A 22,487-nucleotide genomic window follows, 5' to 3' on the forward strand; every position below is an offset into this window, starting at 1 on the left:
CTGGTAGCGGCCAGGGCCAAACTCCCTTAAACTGACGCAATGCCTATCGCCAAAGAGCCCACTCTCACTCTCAATCCCGGTGCCGCCAAGGGGCCTTCGGTCGCCGCCGGCGGCACCTGGCAAGTGCACGCTCTGGCTCAGGGCAAGACCATGGCCACCATCACGGCGCTGATCAAGACCCTCAAGGCCGACGGCGTCAAATGGGACCTGACGGCGATCGACAGCATGGACCACATCGGCGCCCAGCTGCTGTGGAACGCCTGGGGCAAGACCCGGCCGGCCGACCTGCAACTGGCGCCCGGCCAGGAGGAATTCTTCAACCGCCTCGAATCGACCGGCAAGCTCGAACTGCCGGCAGCCCGCCCGCAGCGCCTGACGTGGGTGATGAAGCTCGGCTTCGCGATGCTGCTGTTCTTCGAACACCTGATCGCCCTCACCTCGCTGATCGGCCAGGTGGTGCAGGAACTGTGGCGCTTCGCGCGCGCGCCGATGCGCGGCCCGTGGAAGGAAATCTCCGCGAATATCTTCCACGCCGGCTTCCAGGCGCTGGGCATCACCGCGCTGGTCGGCTTTTTGATCGGCGTGGTGTTCTCCTACCTGTCGGCGCAGCAGCTGCGCAACTTCGGCGGCGACATCTTCCTGGTCAACCTGCTCGGCATGAGCATCATCCGCGAACTGGGGCCGCTGCTGGCGGCGATCCTGGTGGCCGGCCGCTCCGGCTCCTCCATCACCGCGCAACTGGGCGTGATGCGCGTAACCGAAGAGCTGGACGCCATGCTGGTGATGGGCATCTCGCACGGCTTCCGCCTGATCATGCCCAAGGTGCTGGCCCTGGCGATCGCCATGCCGCTGCTGGTGATCTGGACCGACACCATCGCGCTGTTGGGCGGCATGGTGTCGGCCAAGGTGGAGCTGAACCTGTCGCCGCAATACTTCATCCTCAAGCTGCCGGACGCGGTGCCGCTGGCGAACTACATGATAGGCCTGGGCAAGGGCACGGTGTTCGGCATCCTGATCGCGCTGGTGTCCTGCCACTTCGGCCTGCGCATCAAGCCGAACACGGAGAGCTTGGGGCGCGGCACCACCACCTCGGTGGTCACGGCGATCACCGCGGTGATCCTGGCCGACGCCGTGTTCGCGATCGTCTTCAGCGGCGTGGGGTTCTGATGGCCAACCAGGCGCTCGTTCCCGAAAAAGTCTGCGGCCCCGGCACCGGCGAGCTGACGCTGGACGGCAGCGTGCCGATCGTCGAGATCACCGGCCTGTGGACCAAGTACGGCCGCACCGTGGTGCATCAGGACTTGAACCTGGAAATCGAACAGGGCGAGATCCTGTCCATCGTCGGCGGTTCCGGCACCGGCAAGACCACGCTGCTGCGCCAGATGCTCGGGCTGGAGAGGCCGGCGCGCGGCTGCGTGCGCGTGTTCGGCGAGGACATCAGCGAGATCGGCTCCGAGCAGCTGCAGCAGCTGCGCAACCACTGGGGCATGCTGTTCCAGCAGGGCGCGCTGTATTCGGCGCTGACGGTGTTCGAGAACATCGCCCAGCCGATGCGCGAACTGGGCACGCTGCCCGAGGACCTGGTGCGCGACGCCGTGCTGCTGAAGATGAACATGGTCGGCATGGGCCCGGAGCACGCCAACAAGATGCCGTCCGACCTGTCCGGCGGCATGGTCAAGCGGGTGGCGCTGGCGCGCGCGCTGGCGCTCGAACCGCGGCTGCTGTTCCTCGACGAGCCGACCGCCGGCCTCGATCCCGATCTGTCCGAAGCCTTCGTCTCGCTGATCAAATCGCTGCACCGCGAGCTGGGACTGACGGTGGTGATGGTCACCCACGATCTCGATACGTTGTTCGCCCTGTCGACCCGCATCGCCGTGCTGGCCGAAAAACACGTGATCGCGCTCGGTCCCCTGCGCGACCTGCTCACCATCGACCACCCGTTCATCAAGGAGTTCTTCCTCGGCGACCGCGGCCGCCGCGCGCTGGAAGCGCTGGACGAAAAAACCAACACGGAGCACCACTGATGGAAAACCGATCCCACGCACTCACCACCGGCTTCTTCACGATCACGCTGCTGATCGCGGCCATCCTGTTCGGCCTGTGGTTCAACCGCGACCGCGTCGAACGCCTGCCCTACGTGATCGCCACCGCGCAATCGGTGCCGGGCCTGAACCCGCAGGCGCCGGTGCGCTACCGCGGCCTCGAAGTGGGCAAGGTCGCCAACATCGCCTTCGATCCCAAGGTGGCCGGCCAGATCCTGGTCACCCTCAACATCAACACCGACGCGCCGATCACCAAAACCACCTTCGCCACGCTGGGCTACCAGGGCGTGACCGGGATCGCCTTCATCCAGCTCGACGACGACAAGGTCGGCTCGCCGCTGCTGGCCACCAACAGCGACAACCCGGCCCGCATTCCGCTGCGCGCCGGCTTCTTCGACCAGCTGGAAAAGCGCGGCAAGGAAATCCTGAGCCAATCCGAGGAGGTGACGCGCAAGCTCAACGCGCTGCTCAGCCCCGAGAACCAGAAGACCATCATCGGCGCCTTCGCCGACGTCAGCGCCACCGCCAACGCCTACCGCGAGCTGCCGTCCAAGCTGGAGCCGACCATCGCCAGGCTGCCGGCGCTGGCCGAACAAACGCAGCACACGCTGAACTCCTTCAACACGCTGGCCAACGATTCGGATCGCCTGGTGAAGAACCTGCAGGCGCCGGACGGCCCGCTCGCCCGCATCGCCGCCACCGCCGACCGCGTCGGCGGCTCGGTGGCGGCGGTGGCCGGCGGCATAGAACTCGACACGCTGCCGCAGGTGAACTCGCTGTCCGACGACACCAAGGCCTCGATGCGCGCGCTGCGCAAGACCATGAACAAGATTAACGACCGTCCGCAAAGCCTGATCTTCGGTTCGCCCGGCACGCCGCCCGGCCCCGGCGAAGAAGGCTTTTCCGCTTCGTCCCAATAAGGAACACTGAGATGACTTCCGCCATCCGCAACGCCATCGCCATCGCCGCAGCCGCCGCCCTGCTGGGCGCCTGCGCCAGCAAGGGCCAGTCGACCGCGCAATACGATTTCGGCCCGCTGCCGCAAGCGCCCGCGCCGGCGCCGGCCGCCGCCATCGGCGCGCTGATCGTGGCCGACATCGCCGGCCCCAACGCGCTCGACACGGAGCGCATGCAATACCGCCTGCTGTACGCGGACGCGCGCCAGTCGCGCCCCTACGCCTACAACCAGTGGACCGCCACGCCGTTCCAGCTGATGACCCAGCGCATGAAGGCGCGCATCGCGCAGGCCGGCGTCAAGGTGCTGTCGACCACCGACGCCGCCGCCAGCCCGACCGTGCTGCGCATGGAGGTCAACGACTTCGCGCAGAACTTCGACAGCGCCACCAGCAGCACCGGCGTGGTCGATGTGCGCGCCTCGCTGTTCCGCAACCACAAGCTGGTGGACCAGAAGACCTTCAGCCGCAGCAGCCCGGCCCCGAGCCCGGACGCGGCCGGCGGCGCGCGCGCGCTGGCCGAGGCCACCGACGCCGTCACCGCCGACGTGCTGGCCTGGCTGGCGTCCCTGCCGCCGCAGAAGGAATGACGGACGCCACGCCAGCGGCGCCGCCGGTTCCGCCCGTGCCGGAGCCGGCCAGCAAGCCGTCGCCGTTCACGCGGGCGGCGCTGCTGGCCTATGTGCTGCTGATCGTCTACGCCAGCTGGTTCCCGTTCTCGGGCTGGCACAACCAGGGACTGTCGCCGCTGATCTTCCTGGAAAACACCAGCATGCCGCGCTACTGGACCAAGTTCGACGCCATCACCAATGTGGTCGGCTACATGCCGCTGGGGACGCTGATCGTGTACGCGCTGTACCCGCGCTTCAAGGGCATCGTGGCGTGGCTGATGGCGGCCGCCGGCGGCGTGTTGCTGTCGGGCCTGATGGAGGGCGTGCAGACCTATCTGCCCAGCCGCGTCTCGTCCAACCTGGACTTCTACACCAACGCCGCCGGCTGCGCGATCGGCGCGGTGGCCGGCGTGCTGACGGTGCGCCGCCTGCTGGACCAGAGCCAGCTGCAGCGCCTGCGCCAGGCCTGGTTCGCGCCGCACGCCAGCCAGGGCCTGGTGCTGCTGGCGCTGTGGCCGCTGGCGCAGATGTATCCGCAGAGCTTTTTGTTCGGCCTGGGGCAGCTGCTGCCCATCCTGTCGGAATGGCTGTCGCAGCTGCTCGACACCGAGATCGACCTGGCCAGCTACGTGCGGCCGGACGCCATCCTGACGGTGGAGCAATACTGGCTGTCGGAGACCATCATCACCGCCTGCGGCATGGTGGGCGCGGCGCTCACGCTGCTGTGCCTGCTGCGCAAGCCGGCCCCGCGCGGGCTGCTGGTGGGCGGCATGATAGGCGCCGCCATCGTCGTCAAGGCGCTGGCGACGGCGCTGCTGTTCTCGCCGGAGAACGCCTTCGTCTGGGTCACGCCGGGCGCCGAGGGCGGCTTCCTGATCGGCGCCATCATGCTGGCCGGCCTGGCGTTCGCGCCGCACGTGGCGCAGCGGCGGCTGGCGGTGGCCACCTTGCTGCTGAGCCTGGTGATCGTCAACACCACGCCGGCCAACCCGTATTTCGTCGCCACCTTGCAGACCTGGGTGCAGGGAAAATTCCTCAACTTCAACGGCGCGGCGCAGTTCCTGACCTTGCTGTGGCCCTTCTTCGCGGTGTGGTTCCTGTGGCTGCCCTCGCACAAGCTCAATAAGCCCTGACTAAGCCTGCCGCGCGCGGAGCGGGTATCATAGCGGCTACATTTTCCCCGAGGTACAGCGATGAGCGATACGCCCTACTACAAACACCACGTCTTCTTCTGCATGAACAAGCGTGACGACGGCCGCAACAGCTGCGGCGACCACGGCGCGGAGACCGCGCAGAAGCACGCCAAGAAGCGCTGCAAGGAACTCAACATCAACGGCCAGGGCCAGGTCCGCATCAACCAGGCCGGCTGCCTGGACCGCTGCGAGGAAGGCCCGGTGCTGGTGGTCTATCCGGAAGGCACCTGGTACACCTACGTCGACACCAGCGACATCGATGAAATCATCGACACCCATCTGGTGCAGGGCAAGGTTGTGGACCGTCTGAAAATCTGAAGAGCTATGAACAAGATCGAAAAATTCACCCTGGCCGGCGGCGCCGGCCAAATGGAAGGCGTCATCGACTATCCGAAGAGCACCCCGCGCGGCGTCGCGCTGGTGGCCCATCCGCACCCGCTGTACGGCGGCACCATGGACAACAAGGTGGCCGTCACGCTGGCGCGCACCTTCGCCGGCCTGGGCTACGTGGTGGCGCGCATCAACTTCCGCGGCGTGGGCGCCTCGGAGGGCGTGCACGACCACGGCCACGGCGAGACCGACGACATGGCCCTGCTGCACGCGTGGATGACGGCCAGGTATCCGGGCCTGCCGGTGGCGCTGTCGGGCTTCTCGTTCGGCACCTTCGTGCAGTCGCAGCTGGCGCAGCGCCTGGCCGCCGCCGGCACGCCGGCCGAGCGCCTGGTGCTGGTGGGCAGCGCGGCCAAGAAGTGGGAGATGGCGCCGGTGCCGGCCGACACCATCCTGATCCACGGCGAAAACGACGACACCATCCCGCTGATCGACGTGCTGGACTGGCTGCGGCCGCAGGACATTCCGGTCATCGTGATCCCCGGCGCCGACCACTTCTTCCACCGCAAGCTGCAGCACATCAAGGGCTGGGTCACGCAGCTGTGGCGCCGCACGAGCGATGTTGCCGAGACGGAAACGGACACCGCAAGCGCGGATTAAACCCCTATAATTCCCACGCCTTCAACTTTTCACCGAATAAAGCACCCCATGAAAAAATTTATCGCGGCACTGGCCACCAGTGTGATGTTGATGTCCGCCGCCGTCGCGCAAACCCTGCCGCCGCCGACCATCGCCGCCAAGTCCTGGCTGCTGCTGGACGCCACCAGCGGCCAGATCATCGCCTCGCAGGACCCGAACGCCCGCATCGAGCCGGCCTCGCTGACCAAGATCATGACGGCCTACGTCACCTTCGGCGCGTTGCGCGACAAGAAAATTGACCTGAAACAGATGGTCAACGTCTCCACCAAGGCCTGGAAGGTCGATTCGAGCAGCTCCAAGATGTTCATCGACCCGGCCACGCCGGTCAGCATCAACGACCTGCTGTACGGCCTGATGGTGCAGTCGGGTAACGACGCGGCCGTGGCGCTGGCCGAGGCGGTGGCCGGCGACGAGTCGGCCTTCGTGGTGATGATGAACAAGGAAGCCCAGCGCATGGGCTTGACCAACACCCACTTCGCCAACCCGCACGGCCTGCCGAGCCCGGAAAACTATTCGACCGCGCAAGACCTGTCGGTGCTGGCCAAGCGCGTGATCCTGGACTTCCCGGAGTTCTACAAGATCGACTCGGTCAAGAGCTTCACCTACAACAAGATCACCCAGCCCAACCGCAACCGCCTGCTGTGGCTGGACCCGACCGTCGACGGCATGAAGACCGGCCACACCGAGGCGGCCGGCTACTGCATGATCGCCTCCGCGCACCGCCCGAACGGCAGCGGCGAGCGCCGTCTGGTGTCGGTGGTGCTGGGCACCACGTCGGACCAGTCGCGCACGCAGGAAAGCCAGAAGCTGCTCAACTGGGGCTTCCAGAACTTCGACACGGTCAAGCTGTATTCCAAGGGCCAGGCCATCGCCACGCCGGAAATCTGGAAGGGTTCCAAGAACGCGGTCAAGATCGGCTTCGCCAACGACGTGCTGGTGACGGTGCCGAAGGGCGTGGCCGCCAAGATGAAGCCGCTGCTCGAGCGCAAGGACCCGCTGGTCGCGCCGCTGGCCGAGAACAGCCGCGTCGGTTCGCTGAAGATGATGGTGGACGGCAAGCCGCTGCTGGAGCTGCCGGTGGTGGCGCTGGAGACCGTCGAGCAAGCGTCGATCTTCGGCCGCGCCTGGGATTCGATCCGCCTCTGGCTGAAGTGATATCGCCCTTTCCCCCGCCGGGGGAAAGGACTTCCCGCGCCAGCGGGAATGACGTCGTTTAGTCGTCGTCGGCGTGGGTGTGCTGCATCGACTCCTGCGCCCACTTGAAGGCCGCCTGGCCGACCATCCCCAGGCCCTCCATGTCCAGCCCCAGCTTTTCGGCGATCTCCAGCGCCCGCGGCACCTTGTCGCGTTCGAGCAGCATCACCATCATCAGGTAGGGGCCGTAGACGCCCTCGCTGTTCAACAGCACGTCGCGGATGTCGTCCGACAGGTGCATCTTGTCGACCAGGTTGGCCATCGGCACGCCCAGCAGCACGTCGAACAGCGACAGCAAACCCACCAGGAACAATTCGTCGCGCTTGGCCTGCGGCAGCGGGCTGCAGGTTTCCATGAAGCGCGCGCGGGTCAGCGCCACCTCCAGCAGCGATTCGTCGCGCGCCGCGTTGGCGCCGCCGCCCAGGCGGAACATCGACACCGTCAAGCCCCGGTACAGCTGGTTGCGCCCCAGCACCATGAAGGCTTGCTGCAGGCTGGTCACCTTGGTGGTCTGGCCGTTGCTCGGCGCGTTGGCCCATTGCAGCACCTGGTAGGTCATGCCGGGGTCGCGCTTGGCCACCTCGATCATGGCCGGCAGCTCGGCGTCCGTGCGCAGCAGGTTGAGCAGCTCGATCGAGGTCATGCGGCTCTGGTCGATCTTGGCGTCCGGGTCCACCTTGTCGCTGGTGGTCAGGAAGTGGCCCATGAAGTAGTTGCAGCCCCACGACAAGCACATGCGCTGCTCGTCCCAGCTCTCGACGCCGTCCACCGCCAGCTTCATGTCGGGATAGCGCATGCGCAGCTGCTTGATCAGGGACTGGAATTCGGCCAGCGTATGCTCGCTCAGGTACAGCATGGCGACGTCGCACAGCGCCAGCAGCGGCGCGTCGGCCGGGTCCAGGCTGATGCCGCGCAGCGCCAGCTTGCAGCCGGTCTGGCGCAGCGCCGTCATGCGGCCGGCGATCTGCTCCACCGGCAGGCCGGCGGCCTGCTTGCGGTCCAGCAGGAACACGGTGTGCGGCGCCACCAGCGGCAGGTGGCGGTTGAACACCACCGCGTCCATGCTCAGCTGCACCAGCGCGACGCGGTTCTGCGCGAACTGCGGCAGGCGGGCCGCGACCAGGGTCTCGATCTGCACCGGCTCGGGCAGCGGCGCGCGGTTGCCGCCGAAGGGCACGGAAAAACGGTAGCCGCACAGGCGGTGGCGCTCGTCGACGATCTCGGCGCGCACCACGATGGCCTCGGGATCGCCGTCGTGCGCCGGCGCGGCCACGGGCGCAGCCGTCCTGGCGGGCGCGGCGGCCGGCTCCGGCGCGGACTCCGGCTTGGATTTCAGAAACGATAAGAAGCCCACTTGCGTACCCTCCATCACCGTCGATCTGTGTCGATCATACAATGAAAATCCGCGCTAAAAACGCTCCCTGCCGAAAAATTCATTTCCAGTAGAACACACGCCGACATAAGCAATCTGCAAGCTTGTCGCTATAATCCCTGCCATCCCTCCCCTCCTGAAAGCGCGACCATGAGCTACGCCCCGACTACCGACCTGTCCTGCCCCGCCCTCGCCACCCGCAGCGGCGGGCCGGTCCTGTCGCGCATCGTGGCCGGCATGTGGCGCATGAACGAGTGGCGGCTGACGCCGCAGCAGCGGGTGGGCTACATCGAGCAATGCCTGGACCTGGGCGTGACCAGCTTCGACCACGCCGACATCTACGGCGGCTACGGCGTCGAGGCGCTGTTCGGCGAGGCGCTGGCGCTGCAGCCGTCGCTGCGCGCGCGCATGCAGCTGGTGAGCAAGTGCGGCATCAAGCTGGTCGGCCCGGCGCGGCCGGCGCACACCATCCAGCACTACGACACCAGCGCCAGCCACATCGTCGCCTCGGCCGAGCACTCGCTGCGCCAGTTGCGCACCGATCACCTGGACCTGCTGCTGATCCACCGTCCCGACCCGCTGATGGATTTCGACGAGATCGCCGGCGCCTTCGAGCGCCTGCGCGCGGACGGCAAGGTGAAGCATTTCGGCGTGTCCAATTTCAGCCGCCACCAGTTCGAATGCCTGAACCGCCGCATCGCGCTGGCGACCAACCAGGTGGAGTTCTCGCCGCTGCACGTGGCGCCGATGTATGACGAGACCTTCGACGGCCTGCAGGACCTGGGCGTGGCGCCGATGATCTGGTCGCCGCTGGCCGGCGGCCGCCTGTTCAGCCGCGACGACGCCGACGGCAGCCGCGTGCGCGCGGCCATCCAGCGGGTGGCCGACGAACTGCGACGCCCGTTCGGCAGCGTGGTGTTCGCGTGGATCATGCAGCTGCCGAGCCGGCCGCTGCCGTTGACCGGCTCGGGCCGCATCGAGGCGGTGGCCGAGGCGGTGCAGGCCACCCAGTTCAGCCTGAGCCGCGAGCAATGGTTCGCCATCCTGCGTGCCGCGCGCGGCCACGAGGTGGCGTAAGCTCAGTCGTGGTAGACCAGCGGCGGCGCGATGCCGCGCCAGCCGCACTTCCACGCCAGGTTCAGCGCCAGCGTGGCGGCGATGTAGACGGCGAAGAACAGCACGAAGTACAGGGTCTGCAGCCAGGCCAGCAGGCCCAGGTTCACCAGCAGCACCAGCAGCGCGGCCAGGCTCTTCTTTTGCTTGGAGCTGGGGAAGCGCACGGTCGACACCATCAGGCCGCCCACCGCGAACAACAGCGCCACCACCAGGCCGGCGTGCAGCGTGCTGGCGGCCGGGTCGGGCCAGGCCACCACCACCGAGGCCACGCAGGCCGCGCCCGCCGTGATCGGTATGCCGACGAAATAGCGCGGGTCGGTGCGGCCCACGTTGACGTTGAAGCGCGCCAGCCGCAGCGCGCCGCAGGCCACGAAGAAGAAGCTGGCGATGCCGCCCAGCCGCAGCAGCGTGGGCTCGTGCGCGCCCAGCTGCACGAAGCCGTAGCAGTACAGCAGCAGGCCCGGCGCGCAGCCGAAGTTCATCACGTCGGCGATGGAATCGAGCTGCATGCCGAACTCGGACGAGGTGTTGGTGGCGCGCGCCACCATGCCGTCGAGCGCGTCGAATACGCCGGCCAGCACCAGCAGCACGGCGGCCAGGCGGTAGTCGTGGGCGGAGCCGATCAGGGCGTTGTCGACCGAGATGACGATGCTGCCGAAGCCGCAGGCGATGGACATCAGGGTGACCAGGCTGGGCAGGGCGAACTTGGCGCGCTGCACGCGCGCATGGTGTAATGGCTTCAAATTGGAGGCAATCAAAAAAAGTACCGCGTTTTCAACCCAGGCGGCAAACGGCAAGCTTACCATTTTAACCGCACGCCCTCTTTGCACCTACCGGATGCTGCCGAACCGAAATCTGGCATAGAATTGGAACAGCCAGCCAAGGCCGGCGGCCCAACGCACAGGAGTTTTCATGGATACTCACCGCCGACGCAGCGTCCTCTTGCTGCCCCCCTTGCTGCTCGCGCTGCTGCTGTCGGCCTGCGGCGGCGGCGGTGGCGGCGCCAGCACCGCCGCCACCGTCACGCCGCCCGACCTGACCCAGTCGCCCGGCGCGCCCGCCTTCACCGGCAACACCGCGCTGGACGGCTACAACTGGATCAACTACCGGCGCGCGCAACTGGGCCTGTCCACGCTGGCGCGCAACGCCCGCATCGACGCCGCCGCCCAGGGCCATTCCGACTACCAGCGCCTGAACAACACCGTCACCCACGAACAGACGCCCGGCCTGCCCGGCTTCACCGGCGTCAAGCTGCTCGACCGCCTGACCAACGCCGGCTACGCGACCCCGCTGCCGTACGCCATCGGCGAAGTCATCTCCGCCACCGGCAACGCCTCCGGCTTCTACCAGGCCGAGGAACTGATCACGGCCATCTACCACCGCTTCGTGATGTTCGAGCCGGTGTTCAAGGAGGTGGGCACGGGCGCCGCGACCACCAGCGCCAACTACACCTACTTCACCGCCGACCTGACCGCGGTCGGCGGCTACGGCGCCGGGCTGGGTGCGGGCCGCGTGGTCACCTACCCGGCCGCCAACCAGACCGGCGTGCCCACCAACTTCTTCAGCGACAGCGAATCGCCCGATCCGGTGCCCAACCAGAACGAGGTCGGCTACCCGATCAGCGTCCACTCCGACACCATCCGCGACGGCGTCGGCGTCGTCGTGCAAAGCTTCGCGGTGGCGCCGCGCGGCGGCGCCGCGCTCAGCGTGCGCCTGCTCAGCCACGCCACCGACGCCGCCACCGGCGAGACGGTGGCCGCCATCATCCCGCTGGCGCCGCTCAAGAGCGCCACCGTCTACGACGTCAGCTTCAGCGGCCTGGTGGCCGGCGTGCCGGTCACCCGCAACTGGTCCTTCACCACGCGATGAATCCGGCCGACGACGAGGTGCTGCACGTGGCCGCCGGGCTGCAGCAGCTGATGGGCGACTACACGCTGTACCTGCACATCCTGCGCCGCTTCCGCCAGCGCTACCGCGCCGCCGCGGCCGAGACCGGCGCGGCGCTGGCGGCCGGCGACACGGCCGGCGCGCTGCGCATCGTCCACACGCTCAAGGGCGCGGCCGGCATGATAGGCGCGCAGCAGGTGCTGCGGCTGGCGGGAGCGCTGGAGGCCTGCGGCTGCGCCGCGCCGCTGGCGCCGCTGGAGCTGGCGATGGAGCGGCTGCTGGCCGAGACCGGCGCGCTGCTGGCGGCCGAGGCGCCGCAGGAGGTGCCGGCCGCGCCCGCGCGTCCGGCGCCGGGCGCGCGCGCGCTGGTGCGGCAGCTGGCGCGCCTGCTCGATGACGGCGATGGAGCGGCGATCGATGTGCTGGAACAGTCGGCGACGGCGCTGGCGGCCGGCCTGGGGGTGGCGGTGTTCGAGCAGGTGACGGCGGCGGCGCACCAGTTCGATTTCGAAACGGCGCTGGCGCGGCTGCGGGACGGCGCGCCCTGAATTCAGCGGGTGTATTCCTTTTCCTCGTCGAAGGCGTCGGCGCACTCCTTGTCGCAGAAGCGGCGCACATTGTCCAACGGCTTGTCGCAGTACCAGCAGGCGCCCTTGGGAGGCAGGCTGTGGCGGGTGCGGGCGGCGGCGGCCGCGGCGGCCGTGGCGGGCGGCGCCGCGCCGGCGCCATCGTCCGGTACGCTCTCTTGTGTCGGTTCCACGATCGCCTCCTTTCCAGGCAAAGCACAGGTCAACGTTGCAAGATTACTTCAGCGGAATATCCCACGCATGAGAATTCTCAACCAATCCATGATAGCAGGTTCGGCGTGGCCGCCCGATGCGCCGAAACGCCAAAAAACCACGCCCGGCGAACCCGCGCCGCGCCCCGCCGAATGAGGAAATATTTTTTAATGGAAAAGTCGAAAATGATAGTGAGTCCAACCGGCAACAATCGGCCGCGCTTCGGCCGGGCCGGCGTTGGCAGCGGCGGCGATAATCCTTACAATCGGACCATCCCCCCGCCGATCCGACGCCGCCGATAAGCAAGCCGCCGCCATGACACCCGCGCCCGCCCCGCACCGGCCACACGCTCCCGGCGTGCGCGCCAGCCTGGCACTGCTGGTACTCGCCTGCATCGTGCCGGTGGCCATGGCCGCCGCCTGCCTGATCGTCGACTTCTACCACAAGGAACGGACACAGCTGATCGACAGCGCCGTGGCGCGCGCCCGCGCCATCGGCGCCGCCACCGAGCGCGACATCGAAAGCGCCCAGCTGGCGCTGCAGACGCTGAGCAGCTCCACGCTGCTGCGCGACCAGGACTTGCGCGCCTTCCACCCGCACGCCGCCGCGCTGGCCGGGCGGCTGGGCGCCGACAGCATCGTGCTGCTCGACACCGACGGCACGCTGCTGCTGTCGACCCGCCGCCCGTACGGCGCGCCGCTGGCGCGACTGGGGCGGGCGCCGCTGCTGCAGCGCATCCTGGCCAGCGGCCGGCCGGGCGTGTCCGACATGTTCATCGGCCCGCTCAACGGCAAGCCCATCTTCAGCGTCGGCGTGCCGGTGCTGCGCGACGGCGCCGTGGTCATGACGCTCAACGCCATCTACACGCCGGATCGCCTGCTGCACGTGCTGAGCGAGCAGAAGCTGCCCGACAGCTGGCGCGCCAGCGTGCTCGACACCGAAGGCCGGGTGGTCACCCGCAGCCACGAACTGGCCGCCTACGCCGGCCGGCAAGCCGGCGCCGCGCTGCGCCAGCAGCTGGCCGGCGCCAGCGAATCGGGCCTGGCCACGCGCGCGCTGGACGGCCGGGACGCCTACGTGGTCTACAGCCGCTCGCCGCGCACCGGCTGGACCGCCATGCTGGCCATCCCCGGCGCCGAGCTGACGGCCCGGCAGTACGGCACGCTGGCCTGGCTGGTGTCGGCGTCGGCCGCCGCGCTGGCCGCCGGCCTGGGCCTGGCGTGGCTGCTGGGCGGCCGCATCGCCCGCTCGGGGCAGGCGCTGGTGGAGCCGGCGCGCGCGGTGGGCGCCGTCGCCAGCCTGGCCCAGCCGGCGCCCGGCCTGGCCGAAGTGGACCAGATCCTGGCCGGCATCGTGGCCGAGGACCAGCGCGCCGGCGCCATCATCGAGCGCCAGCGGCTCGACGTGCACGAGCTGGTGCACAGCGTGATGCGCCTCGCGCGCAACGAGCTGATCCAGCGCGGCCTGACCGTGCGCGCCGAACTGGACGCCGAGCCGCTGGCGATCCGGGGCGATCCGTTGCAGCTGCGGCAGGTGCTGATCCAGCTGCTGATGAACGCCTGCGACGCCCGGCCCGCGCCGCCGGACTCGGACGGCGTGATCGTGCTGCGTTGCGCGCGCGCCGGCGACGCCGTGCTGTTCAGCGTGATCGACGGCGGCGCCAGCTTCCACCTGCGCCTGCCGCTGGCGGCGCCGCAATGAGCTGCGCCGGCCCGGCAGCGCTTATAATCGTGGCACATTACACGGTCACCACACGGTCATGCCAGGAACCCAGCCCATGCAAGCAAACCCCACCGCCACCCAGCCTGCCGTTGGCAGCCACGCCCACCTGTCCGGCCGCGTGCTCGCGCTGGCCAACCTGGGCCTGATGGTGCTCGACGCCGGCGGCCGCGTCGTGATGTGGAACCAATGGCTGGCCAGCCACTCCGGCCTGTCCGCCCACCGCGTGCAGGGCAGCGCGCTGTTCGAGCTGTTCCCCGAGCTGCGCGGCCAGCGCCTGGAGCAGGCGGTACACAGCGCGATGCAGAGCAATCTGCCGCAGCAGCTGTCGCCGGCGCTGAACCGCTCGCCCTTCCCGCTGTACCCGGCCGGCACCTGGGGCGGCGAGCGCGTCGAGCAGGCGGTGTCGGTGACGCCCTTCACCGAGGGCAGGGAGCGTTTCTGCCTGATCGAGGTGAGCGACATCAGCACCACCGTCGGCCGCGAGCGCCAGCTGCGCGGCCAGGCCGAGGCGCTGCGCGCGCAATCCTACGTGGACGGCCTGACCGGCATCGCCAACCGCCGCCACTTCGACGTCGCGCTGGACCGCGAGCTGCGCCGCGCCCAGCGCAACAACGGCCAGCTGTCGCTGCTGCTGATGGACATCGATTCCTTCAAGGCCTACAACGACCACTTCGGCCACCAGCAGGGCGATGCCTGCCTGACCCTGGTGGCCGAAGCGTTCGCCGCCATGCTGCAGCGGCCGGCCGACCTGGCGGCGCGCTACGGCGGCGAGGAGTTCGCCGCCGTGCTGCCGGACACCGGCCCCGAGCAGGCGGCCCGGCACGCCGAGGCGATCCGCGCCCGCATCGCCGCGCTGGCGATCACCCACGCGCCGGCCGCCACCCGCCCGCACGTGACGATGAGCATCGGCGTGGCCAGCTACGACAAGCAGCGCCTGTTCGACGCGGCCACCATGCTGGCCGCCGCCGACGCCTGCCTGTACGCCGCCAAGCGCGCCGGCCGCGACTGCGTGATCGTCGACCGGCCGGCGGAAAACGCCGCCTGACGGCGCCGGAAACGCTGGCAAATTACCAACATCGCGCCTTCTGCTGTATGATTCCGCTTGGCAACATTATTTTACGCGGCAGCAGGGACAGCACATGATCGTTGGGATAGACCTCGGCACCACCAATAGCCTCGTCGCGGTATGGGAAGACGGCGTCGCCCGCCTGATACCGAACAGCCTGGGCGAGGTGCTGACGCCGTCGTGCGTCAGCATCGACGACGACGGCAGCATCCTGGTCGGGCGCGCCGCGCGCGAACGCCTGCAGACCCACCCCCGCCTCAGCACCGCCGCCTTCAAGCGCCACATGGGCAGCGACCGGCTGATCACCCTGGGCCAGCGCGGCTTCCGGCCGGAGGAATTGTCGGCGCTGATCCTGCGCGCGCTGAAGGCCGACGCCGAGGCCGCGCTGGGCCGCCAGGTCACCGAGGCGGTCATCACCGTGCCCGCCTACTTCTCCGACGCCCAGCGCAAGGCCACGCGCGCGGCCGGCCAGCTGGCGGGCCTGAAGGTCGAGCGCCTGCTCAACGAGCCCACCGCCGCCGCGCTGGCCTACGGCATCCACCTGCGCGACAGCGAGACCAAGTTCCTGGTGTTCGACCTGGGCGGCGGCACCTTCGACGTCTCGGTGCTGGACCTGTTCGACAACGTGATGGAAGTGCGGGCCTCGGCCGGCGACAACTACCTGGGCGGCGAAGACTTCGTGGCCTGCGTGGTCGAGCGCTTCTTCGAGCACAACAAGATGTCGCCGCACTACAAGAACGACGCCGGCTTCATGCAGCGCCTGGGCGCGCAGGTGGAGGCGGCCAAGCGCGCGCTGAGCACATCGTCCAGCGCCACGATACGCATCAGCGACAACGGCGCGGATTTCGCGATGGAGCTCGACGAGGCCGCGTTCGAAAAATTCTGCGCCCCGCTGCTGGCGCGCCTGCGCGATCCGGTCGAACGGGCGCTGCGCGACGCCCAGCTGCCGAGCGCGGAACTGGACAACGTCGTGCTGGCCGGCGGCGCCACCCGCATGCCGATGGTGCGGCGCCTGGTGGCGCGCATGTTCGGCCGCCTCCCCGCCTGCGAGATCAACCCGGACGAGGTGGTGGCGCTGGGCGCGGCGGTGCAGGCCGGCCTCAAGGCCAAGGACGCGGCGCTGGACGAAGTGGTGATGACCGACGTGTCGCCGTATTCGCTCGGCATAGACACCTCGCTGCGCGTGACCCAGGCCAGCTACTCGCACGGCCATTTCGACCCTATCATCGAGCGCAACAGCGTGGTGCCGGTCAGCCGGGTCAAGCGCTACTTCCCGCTGCACGATGGCCAGCCCCAGCTGCACATCAATGTGTACCAGGGCGAGGCCCGCATGGCGGCGGACAATATCAAGCTGGGCGAGTTGTTGATCGACTTGCCCGACGGCGAGCGCGACGAATGCGGCGTCGACGTGCGCTTCACCTACGACGTGAACGGCCTGCTGCAAGTGGAGGCGACCATCCTCAAGACCGGCGACACCGTGTCGCTGCTCATCGCAGGCAATCCCGGCCTGCTGTCGGACGAGGAGATCGCCCAGCGCTTCGCCGCGCTGTCGGCGCTGAAGATCCATCCACGCGACCAGATGGAGCACCGCACGCTGCTGGCGCGCGGCGAGCGGCTCTACCAGCAGCTGCGCGGCGACGCCCGCCAGCACCTGGGCGTGCAGATCGTGCGCTTCGAACAGGCGCTGGAGAGCCAGGACAAGCACCAGTGTCTCCCGGCCAGCCTGGCATTCGCCCAGCTGCTCGACGAACTGGAGCGGCACAGCATGCTCCATTCCGACGATTGAGGCCGGCCATGCGCGATACGATCCCCTTTCTGTACCGGCTGGGCCTGGAGGACGACGCCGACGCCCGCAGCATCCGCCGCGCCTACGCGCGCGAACTGAAACTGATCGACCAGGAGCGGGATGCGGCCGGCTTCCAGGCGCTGCGCGAAGCCTACGAGGCGGCGCTGCAATGGGCCAGCCACCAAGCCTCGTCGGCGGTGCCTGGACCGGTGGCGATGCCTGTGCCGGTGCCGGTGCCGGTGCCAGTGGCCCAGCCTGCTCCGCCGGTCGTGAGCTTCGCCCTGCCCCGCACCCCGGTGATGTTAGGCCCGACGCCGCCTACCGGAATCCCTACCGGCCCAGCACCGAACGCCACACCGGACAACGACCCGCGCCGCTGCGGCCTGACGGTCTTCAACGAATTCATCGAGACGGCGACGGCGCTGGAGCGGGATCATCCCGGCCAATACCTGACACGCTGGCAAGCCGCGCTGCAAGGCTGCCTGGACGACGACCGCTTGCTGAACCTGACCGCGCGCGCCATGTTCGAATCGCACATCGCCCACTGGCTGGCCGACGGCTGGCGCCCAGGCAACGAGATGCTGTTTCCCGTCGCCGTACAGGTCTTTCACTGGTCCGAAGACTCGCGTCGGCTGGCGCAGCTTGGCCAGCCCGGCAGGCTGTTGGACCAGGCGATCCGGGAAAACGAAGGCTTCGAGACGCTGCCGGAATCCCAGCAAGCGATCCATCGTTCCATCATCGCGCGGCTGCGCAACGCCGGCGAACCGACCAGCAACCAGCTGCAGGACGACATGCCCTATCTGGACATCCTGAGCAACTACTTCCCCGTCTGGCTTTCGATGATGGCCGACCTGAAGACGGTTGAGCACTGGCGCACATGCCATCAACAACTACCGCAGCAGCAGAAAAAGCGCCCGCCCGAAGCCACCAGAACCAAAGGCCCGATAGCGTGGCAGACCTGGGCCGCCGCGATCTTCGTCATCAACATGGTGCGTATCGCATTCAGCAATTATTCGGGACCAGACACGCCACCGCCACCGCCGCAAGCCGAGCCGTCCATCATCGAAGCGCTGCAGGCGGACCTGCCGCCGCGCCTGACGCCCTATCAAGTGCAAGCCATCGAAGCCAGGATACCGCGGCTTCCGGTGCACCCGCCCGGCGACGGCCCGCATCAAGTGAACTTCCGTGTGGACTTGGACCACAATGGCGAGATCATTATGCTGAACATGCTCAGAACATCGGATAGCTCCGCCTATGACGACGCCGCCGCCAAGGCGATACGCCAGTCCGTCCCGTTCCCGCCGGAGACGCCGAGAAAATTCGAAGTGTCGTTCACCATCCCGTCGAAGGGATAGTCCTTCCGGCTATTCCATCCATCAACTGCGTGCATGCCTGCCCTTGGGCGCGACGGCGTTCAACGCATTAGCTGGCCTTATGCATGCCATGCAGAGGTTTCATTTGTCACCGCGGCCGAAATGAGGGCAACATAGTGCATAACCCATAAAATGGAGACGGCACATGCATCAGCAAGGCGAACTGGCAGGCAAGGTGGCATTGGTGACGGGAGGCGCGTCCGGCATCGGCCGCGCCACGGCGGAGTTGTTCGCGCGCGAAGGCGCCACAGTGCTGATCGCCGACCGCGACGGCGCCGCCGGCGAGCTGGCGGCGGCGGCGCTGACGGCAAGCGGCGCGCGCGCCTCCTTCATACGCACCGACGTCGCCGTGGCCGCCGACTGCGCGGCGGCGGTGGCGGCGGCCGTGTCGCGCTACGGCCGGCTCGACGTCCTGTTCAACAACGCCGGCATCACCCGCCGCGCCAACGTGATCGACACCACCGAACAGGAATGGGACCAGGTCATGGCGGTCAACGTCAAATCGATTTTCCTGATGTGCAAATACGCGGTGCCGGTGATGCAGCGGCAAGGCGGCGGCAGCATCATCAACACCGCCTCCGGCTGGGGGCTGGTGGGCGGCAAGGACGCCGTGTCCTACTGCGCCTCCAAGGGCGCGGTGGTGATACTGACCAAGGCGATGGCGGTGGACCACGGCCCGCAGAACATCCGCGTCAACTGCGTCTGCCCCGGCGACACCGACACGCCCATGCTGCGCAACGAAGCGCAGCAGCTGGGGCTTGAGGAAACCGCGCTGGTGGCGGCGGGCGCGGGACGGCCTTTGATGCGCGTGGGCCAGCCGCGCGAGATCGCGCAGGCGGTGCTGTTCCTCGCATCGGATCGCGCCTCCTTCGTCACCGGCGACGCGCTGGTGGTGGACGGCGGCGGCCTGGCCGGATCGGCATAAACCGTGAACAAGTGGGAGAACCCCCAGCTGCTGGAGGAACACCGGCTGCCTCCGCACGCCTACTTCTTTGCCTACGCCGACGCCGAATCGGCGCGCAGCTTCGAGCGCGAACGCAGCCGCCGCTTCCTGTCGCTGAGCGGCTCGTGGCGCTTCGCCTACTTCGGCCATCCGCTTGAAGTGCCGGCGCAGTTCTACAGCGAGTACATGGCGCACTGGGGCGGCATCGAGGTGCCCGGCATGTGGCAGCTGCAGGGCCACGGCCAGCTGCAGTACACCGACGACGGCATGCCCTTCCCGGTCGATCCACCCTACGTGCCGTCGGCGAATCCGACCGGCGCCTACCAGCGCCGCTGGACGCTGGGCCCGGAGTGGCGCGGCCAGCGCGTGATCCTGCGCTTCGACGGCGTCGAGACCTACTTCGAAATCCACGTCAACGGCAAGTATGCCGGCATGAGCAAGGGCAGCCGGCTGGCGGCGGAATTCGACATCACCGCGCTGCTGGTGGACGGCGAGAACCTGCTCAGCGTGCGCGTGCTGCAATGGGCCGATTCCAGCTACCTCGAAGACCAGGACATGTGGTGGACCGCCGGCATATTCCGCGACGTCTACCTGATCGGCAAAGGCGCCATCCACGTGCAGGACGTGTGCGTGCGGACCCGCTTCGACGACGCCTGCCGCGATGCGCGCCTGTCCTGCGCGCTCGCCGTCTCGGCGCAAGGCGGCTACCGGATCGACTGGGCGCTGTACGACGGCCCGCGCCAGCTGCTGCACGGCGGAGGCACTGCGTTGTCGTGGGAGGTGGACGTACCCGCGCCGCACCAGTGGAACGCCGAAGATCCGTACCTGTACCGCCTCGAAATCAGCCTGTACGACGCCGACGACGAACTGCTGGAGATCGTGCCGCTGCGCGTGGGCTTCCGCGAGGTGAGCGTGGTCGATGGTCTGATGTACGTGAACGGCCGCTATCTGAAGCTGCACGGCGTGAACCGGCACGACAACGACCACCTGCGGGGCCGCGCCGTGACGATGGCGCGCGTCGAGCAGGATATCGTGCTGATGAAGCAGCACAACATCAACTCGGTGCGCACGGCGCACTACCCCAACGATCCGCGCTTCTACGAACTGTGCGACCAGTACGGTCTGTTCGTGATGGCCGAGACGGACGTGGAGACGCACGGATTCGTCAACGTCGGCAACCTCAGTCGGATCACCGACGACCCGGCGTGGGAGCCGGCCTTTGTCGACCGCATCGAACGCCACGTCCACGCGCAGAAGAACCACCCGTCGATCATCATCTGGTCGCTGGGGAACGAGTCCGGGTACGGCTGCAATATCCGCGCAATGGCGGCGCTCTGCCGGCAGATCGACCCCACGCGCCTGATCCACTACGAGGAAGACCGCGACGCCGAAGTGTGCGACGTGGTCAGCACCATGTACTCGCGCGTGCAGATGATGAACGCCTTCGGCGAATACCCGATGGCCAAGCCGCGCATCCTGTGCGAATACGCGCACGCGATGGGCAACGGGCCGGGAGGCCTGAGCGAGTACCAGGCCGTGATGGACCGCCATCCGCACCTGCAGGGCCACTACCTGTGGGAGTGGTGCGACCACGCCATCCTGCAACCGGAGGTGGCGGGCCGTCCCTTCTACGCCTTCGGCGGCGACTACGGCGACTATCCGAACAGTGGCAATTTCTGCTGCGATGGCCTGGTCTATCCCGACCAGCGGCCCGGCCCCGGCCTGCGCGAGTACAAGCAGGTGATCGCGCCGGTGAAGGTGCGCGCCATCGACGCCGCCGCCGGCAGGCTGGAAGTGGAGAACCGTCACTGGTTCAGCAGCCTCGATTGCATCACGCTGCTGGTGGAAACCAGGGCCGATGGCGAAGCGCTTCGATTGCAGCGCGTGCCGCTGTCGCCGCTGCCGCCGGGGCAAAAGCAGGAGCTCCGCATCCCCGAGCCGCCGGCGGGTGGCGGCCAGCGCTACCTGAACGTGCGCGTGGTGCGCGACCAGGCCACCGCCTACAGCGCAGCGCAGCACGAACTGGCGGTGTACCAGTTCGCGCTGCCGTCGATGCCGGTGCAGCCGCCGCAGCCGCCACTCGGCGCGCCGCCGGCGCTGACCGAACATCGCCTTGAATACCGCATCGAAGGCCATGGCTACCACATGGTGTTCTGCAAACTCACGGGAAAACTCAAGGAATGGGTGGCGCATGGCACGCCGCTGCTGGCGCGCCCGCCGCAGCTGACGTTTTACAAACCCTGCATCGACAACCACAAGCAGGAGAATGAAGCCCTGTGGCTGCCGCAGCACCTGAACATCATGCAGGAACATCTGCGCGGCATGGAGGTGCGGCGTGGCGAGGCTGCGGTGGAAGTCATCGTCGATTGCCAGATCGCGCCGCCGGTGCTGGGCTACGGCATGCGCTGCCGCTACCACTACCGCATCGACGGCGCCGGCCAGCTGCGGCTAACCTTGTCCGGCACACCGTACGGCGGCTTCCGCGACATGATTCCCAAGATAGGCATGACGCTGGGACTGAACCGCCAGTTGGACCAGGTCGAGTATTTCGGCCGTGGTCCTGGCGAGAACTACCCGGACAGCAAGGCATGCAGCATCATCGGCCGTTACCGCAGCAATGCGGCCAACATGTTCGAACACTATCCCAAGCCGCAGGACAACGGCAACCGCCAGGACGTGACACGGGCGTCGCTGCGGGACAGCCATGGCAACGGCCTGCGCATCGACGCGCCGCAAGGCATCCACTTCAGCGTATGGCCTTACAGCGCCGAGCAGATCGCGGCCACGCGCCACGACAACGAATTGCGCGACGAGGACTGCTGGACCGTCAACCTCGATCACAAGATGAGCGGACTCGGTTCCAATTCCTGGGGCTCCGAGGTGCTCGAATCGTATCGCGTGTACCTGGAGGCGTTCAGCTACAGCGTGGACCTGTCGCCGCTGAACAAGGAGAGCCGCCTGTGATTATCCTCAACAGCGTGGACGAATTCCGCCAGCGCTACCACTCCGCCCGCAAGTGGCAGCGCTGTCTGGAAGCCATCGCCAACCTGCCCAAGCTGAAGCCCGGCGTGTGCCACTCCATCGGCGATACGCTGGTCTACCGGCTGGTGGACGGCCACTCCGCCGCAGCGGCCAGCTTCACCGGCAACCGCCGCTACGTCGAGATCCACCACTACCTGTCCGGCGGCGAGACCATCGCATACGCGCCCAAGCCGTCGCTGACGCGCCTCGCGCCGTACAGCGACGATACCGACCGGGAAACCTTCAGCGGCGAAGCCACTCGCCACCACACCGCCAGCGCCGGCCAACTGCTCATCTTCGACAACGACTACGCCTATCAGCCGCAGGGCTCCAACCATCTGCGCAAAATGGTGCTGATGGTGACGATAGAAGGCGCCACCTTCCACAACAAGTGAGCAGA

General features: G+C 67.9%; 21 protein-coding genes. 18 read left to right on the forward strand and 3 right to left on the reverse strand.

Annotated features, from left to right (window positions below):
- Window positions 1-39: 39 nt before the first annotated feature.
- The 8 genes from AC07WS_RS00045 to AC07WS_RS00080 are packed head-to-tail and all read left to right on the forward strand — an operon-like array spanning window position 40 to window position 6,983.
- Window positions 40-1,167, forward strand: coding sequence for an MlaE family ABC transporter permease (locus tag AC07WS_RS00045; protein WP_494727132.1), 1,128 nt, complete (start codon window positions 40-42; stop codon window positions 1,165-1,167).
- The gene (locus tag AC07WS_RS00050; protein WP_494727133.1) at window positions 1,167-2,024 is read left to right on the forward strand and encodes an ABC transporter ATP-binding protein; all 858 of its coding nucleotides are present in this window, start codon (window positions 1,167-1,169) and stop codon (window positions 2,022-2,024) included. Before AC07WS_RS00045 ends, AC07WS_RS00050 begins: the two co-directional genes overlap by 1 nt.
- Window positions 2,024-2,962: an MlaD family protein gene (locus AC07WS_RS00055; protein ID WP_494727134.1), complete on the forward strand. Its 939-nt coding sequence runs from the start codon at window positions 2,024-2,026 to the stop codon at window positions 2,960-2,962. Before AC07WS_RS00050 ends, AC07WS_RS00055 begins: the two co-directional genes overlap by 1 nt.
- Before the next feature lie 11 nt (window positions 2,963-2,973).
- Window positions 2,974-3,585 (forward strand): ABC-type transport auxiliary lipoprotein family protein, encoded by a 612-nt coding sequence (locus AC07WS_RS00060; protein WP_494727135.1) that lies wholly within the window; start codon window positions 2,974-2,976, stop codon window positions 3,583-3,585.
- Complete coding sequence (locus tag AC07WS_RS00065) at window positions 3,582-4,739, forward strand: VanZ family protein (protein WP_494727136.1); 1,158 nt, start codon at window positions 3,582-3,584, stop codon at window positions 4,737-4,739. Before AC07WS_RS00060 ends, AC07WS_RS00065 begins: the two co-directional genes overlap by 4 nt.
- Window positions 4,740-4,799: 60 nt before the next feature.
- The gene (locus tag AC07WS_RS00070; protein ID WP_161086930.1) at window positions 4,800-5,117 is read left to right on the forward strand and encodes a (2Fe-2S) ferredoxin domain-containing protein; all 318 of its coding nucleotides are present in this window, start codon (window positions 4,800-4,802) and stop codon (window positions 5,115-5,117) included.
- Window positions 5,118-5,123: 6 nt separating this feature from the next.
- The gene (locus tag AC07WS_RS00075; RefSeq protein WP_494727137.1) at window positions 5,124-5,789 is read left to right on the forward strand and encodes an alpha/beta hydrolase; all 666 of its coding nucleotides are present in this window, start codon (window positions 5,124-5,126) and stop codon (window positions 5,787-5,789) included.
- A gap of 48 nt (window positions 5,790-5,837) precedes the next feature.
- Complete coding sequence (locus tag AC07WS_RS00080) at window positions 5,838-6,983, forward strand: D-alanyl-D-alanine carboxypeptidase family protein (RefSeq protein ID WP_494727138.1); 1,146 nt, start codon at window positions 5,838-5,840, stop codon at window positions 6,981-6,983.
- A 58-nt stretch (window positions 6,984-7,041) separates the two neighbouring features.
- Here AC07WS_RS00080 and AC07WS_RS00085 read toward each other — a convergent pair whose 3' ends face one another.
- Complete coding sequence (locus AC07WS_RS00085) at window positions 7,042-8,376, reverse strand: EAL and HDOD domain-containing protein (RefSeq protein WP_494727139.1); 1,335 nt, start codon at window positions 8,374-8,376, stop codon at window positions 7,042-7,044.
- Window positions 8,377-8,544: 168 nt separating this feature from the next.
- On the opposite strand from AC07WS_RS00085, the gene AC07WS_RS00090 reads away from it, so the two are divergent.
- Entirely contained in the window at window positions 8,545-9,471 is a 927-nt protein-coding gene (locus AC07WS_RS00090; RefSeq protein ID WP_494727140.1) for an aldo/keto reductase, read from the forward strand.
- A gap of 2 nt (window positions 9,472-9,473) precedes the next feature.
- On the opposite strand, the gene pssA is transcribed toward AC07WS_RS00090, so the two are convergent.
- Window positions 9,474-10,229, reverse strand: a complete 756-nt coding sequence (pssA, locus tag AC07WS_RS00095; protein ID WP_494728025.1) for a CDP-diacylglycerol--serine O-phosphatidyltransferase — start codon at window positions 10,227-10,229, stop codon at window positions 9,474-9,476.
- A 193-nt stretch (window positions 10,230-10,422) separates the two neighbouring features.
- Here pssA and AC07WS_RS00100 point away from each other — a divergent pair, with 193 nt between their 5' ends.
- The gene (locus AC07WS_RS00100; protein WP_494727141.1) at window positions 10,423-11,379 is read left to right on the forward strand and encodes a CAP domain-containing protein; all 957 of its coding nucleotides are present in this window, start codon (window positions 10,423-10,425) and stop codon (window positions 11,377-11,379) included.
- Entirely contained in the window at window positions 11,376-11,945 is a 570-nt protein-coding gene (locus tag AC07WS_RS00105; protein WP_494727142.1) for an Hpt domain-containing protein, read from the forward strand. Before AC07WS_RS00100 ends, AC07WS_RS00105 begins: the two co-directional genes overlap by 4 nt.
- Before the next feature lie 2 nt (window positions 11,946-11,947).
- On the opposite strand, the gene AC07WS_RS00110 is transcribed toward AC07WS_RS00105, so the two are convergent.
- Window positions 11,948-12,157: a hypothetical protein gene (locus AC07WS_RS00110; RefSeq protein ID WP_494727143.1), complete on the reverse strand. Its 210-nt coding sequence runs from the start codon at window positions 12,155-12,157 to the stop codon at window positions 11,948-11,950.
- Window positions 12,158-12,491: 334 nt separating this feature from the next.
- Here AC07WS_RS00110 and AC07WS_RS00115 point away from each other — a divergent pair, with 334 nt between their 5' ends.
- The 7 genes from AC07WS_RS00115 (at window position 12,492) to AC07WS_RS00145 (ending at window position 22,482) form a co-directional block, all read left to right on the forward strand.
- Window positions 12,492-13,877 (forward strand): cache domain-containing protein, encoded by a 1,386-nt coding sequence (locus tag AC07WS_RS00115; protein WP_494727144.1) that lies wholly within the window; start codon window positions 12,492-12,494, stop codon window positions 13,875-13,877.
- A gap of 76 nt (window positions 13,878-13,953) precedes the next feature.
- On the forward strand, window positions 13,954-14,943 hold the full coding sequence (locus tag AC07WS_RS00120; protein WP_494727145.1) for a GGDEF domain-containing protein: 990 nt from the start codon (window positions 13,954-13,956) through the stop codon (window positions 14,941-14,943).
- Window positions 14,944-15,037: 94 nt separating this feature from the next.
- Window positions 15,038-16,750, forward strand: coding sequence for an Hsp70 family protein (locus AC07WS_RS00125; RefSeq protein WP_494727146.1), 1,713 nt, complete (start codon window positions 15,038-15,040; stop codon window positions 16,748-16,750).
- A gap of 8 nt (window positions 16,751-16,758) precedes the next feature.
- Window positions 16,759-18,105 (forward strand): TonB C-terminal domain-containing protein, encoded by a 1,347-nt coding sequence (locus AC07WS_RS00130; RefSeq protein ID WP_494727147.1) that lies wholly within the window; start codon window positions 16,759-16,761, stop codon window positions 18,103-18,105.
- Window positions 18,106-18,268: 163 nt separating this feature from the next.
- Window positions 18,269-19,048, forward strand: coding sequence for an SDR family NAD(P)-dependent oxidoreductase (locus AC07WS_RS00135; RefSeq protein WP_494727148.1), 780 nt, complete (start codon window positions 18,269-18,271; stop codon window positions 19,046-19,048).
- 3 nt (window positions 19,049-19,051) lie between these two features.
- Window positions 19,052-22,030, forward strand: a complete 2,979-nt coding sequence (gene ebgA, locus AC07WS_RS00140) for a beta-galactosidase subunit alpha (RefSeq protein ID WP_494727149.1) — start codon at window positions 19,052-19,054, stop codon at window positions 22,028-22,030.
- The gene (locus AC07WS_RS00145; protein WP_494727150.1) at window positions 22,027-22,482 is read left to right on the forward strand and encodes a beta-galactosidase subunit beta; all 456 of its coding nucleotides are present in this window, start codon (window positions 22,027-22,029) and stop codon (window positions 22,480-22,482) included. Before ebgA ends, AC07WS_RS00145 begins: the two co-directional genes overlap by 4 nt.
- Window positions 22,483-22,487 lie beyond the last annotated feature (5 nt).

Source organism: Duganella sp. GW821-FHT01E12 (assembly GCF_059422325.1).

What these genes read in the sequence shown, in the direction of transcription:
- AC07WS_RS00075 (WP_494727137.1), top strand. Translation starts at nt 5,124, where the DNA reads ATGAACAAGATCGAAAAATTCACCCTGGCCGGCGGCGCCGGCCAAATG.
- AC07WS_RS00065 (WP_494727136.1), top strand. Translation starts at nt 3,582, where the DNA reads ATGACGGACGCCACGCCAGCGGCGCCGCCGGTTCCGCCCGTGCCGGAG.
- AC07WS_RS00050 (WP_494727133.1), top strand. Translation starts at nt 1,167, where the DNA reads ATGGCCAACCAGGCGCTCGTTCCCGAAAAAGTCTGCGGCCCCGGCACC.
- AC07WS_RS00080 (WP_494727138.1), top strand. Translation starts at nt 5,838, where the DNA reads ATGAAAAAATTTATCGCGGCACTGGCCACCAGTGTGATGTTGATGTCC.
- AC07WS_RS00105 (WP_494727142.1), top strand. Translation starts at nt 11,376, where the DNA reads ATGAATCCGGCCGACGACGAGGTGCTGCACGTGGCCGCCGGGCTGCAG.
- AC07WS_RS00125 (WP_494727146.1), top strand. Translation starts at nt 15,038, where the DNA reads ATGATCGTTGGGATAGACCTCGGCACCACCAATAGCCTCGTCGCGGTA.
- AC07WS_RS00135 (WP_494727148.1), top strand. Translation starts at nt 18,269, where the DNA reads ATGCATCAGCAAGGCGAACTGGCAGGCAAGGTGGCATTGGTGACGGGA.
- AC07WS_RS00060 (WP_494727135.1), top strand. Translation starts at nt 2,974, where the DNA reads ATGACTTCCGCCATCCGCAACGCCATCGCCATCGCCGCAGCCGCCGCC.
- AC07WS_RS00115 (WP_494727144.1), top strand. Translation starts at nt 12,492, where the DNA reads ATGACACCCGCGCCCGCCCCGCACCGGCCACACGCTCCCGGCGTGCGC.
- AC07WS_RS00120 (WP_494727145.1), top strand. Translation starts at nt 13,954, where the DNA reads ATGCAAGCAAACCCCACCGCCACCCAGCCTGCCGTTGGCAGCCACGCC.
- AC07WS_RS00055 (WP_494727134.1), top strand. Translation starts at nt 2,024, where the DNA reads ATGGAAAACCGATCCCACGCACTCACCACCGGCTTCTTCACGATCACG.
- AC07WS_RS00045 (WP_494727132.1), top strand. Translation starts at nt 40, where the DNA reads ATGCCTATCGCCAAAGAGCCCACTCTCACTCTCAATCCCGGTGCCGCC.
- AC07WS_RS00100 (WP_494727141.1), top strand. Translation starts at nt 10,423, where the DNA reads ATGGATACTCACCGCCGACGCAGCGTCCTCTTGCTGCCCCCCTTGCTG.
- AC07WS_RS00130 (WP_494727147.1), top strand. Translation starts at nt 16,759, where the DNA reads ATGCGCGATACGATCCCCTTTCTGTACCGGCTGGGCCTGGAGGACGAC.
- AC07WS_RS00070 (WP_161086930.1), top strand. Translation starts at nt 4,800, where the DNA reads ATGAGCGATACGCCCTACTACAAACACCACGTCTTCTTCTGCATGAAC.
- AC07WS_RS00090 (WP_494727140.1), top strand. Translation starts at nt 8,545, where the DNA reads ATGAGCTACGCCCCGACTACCGACCTGTCCTGCCCCGCCCTCGCCACC.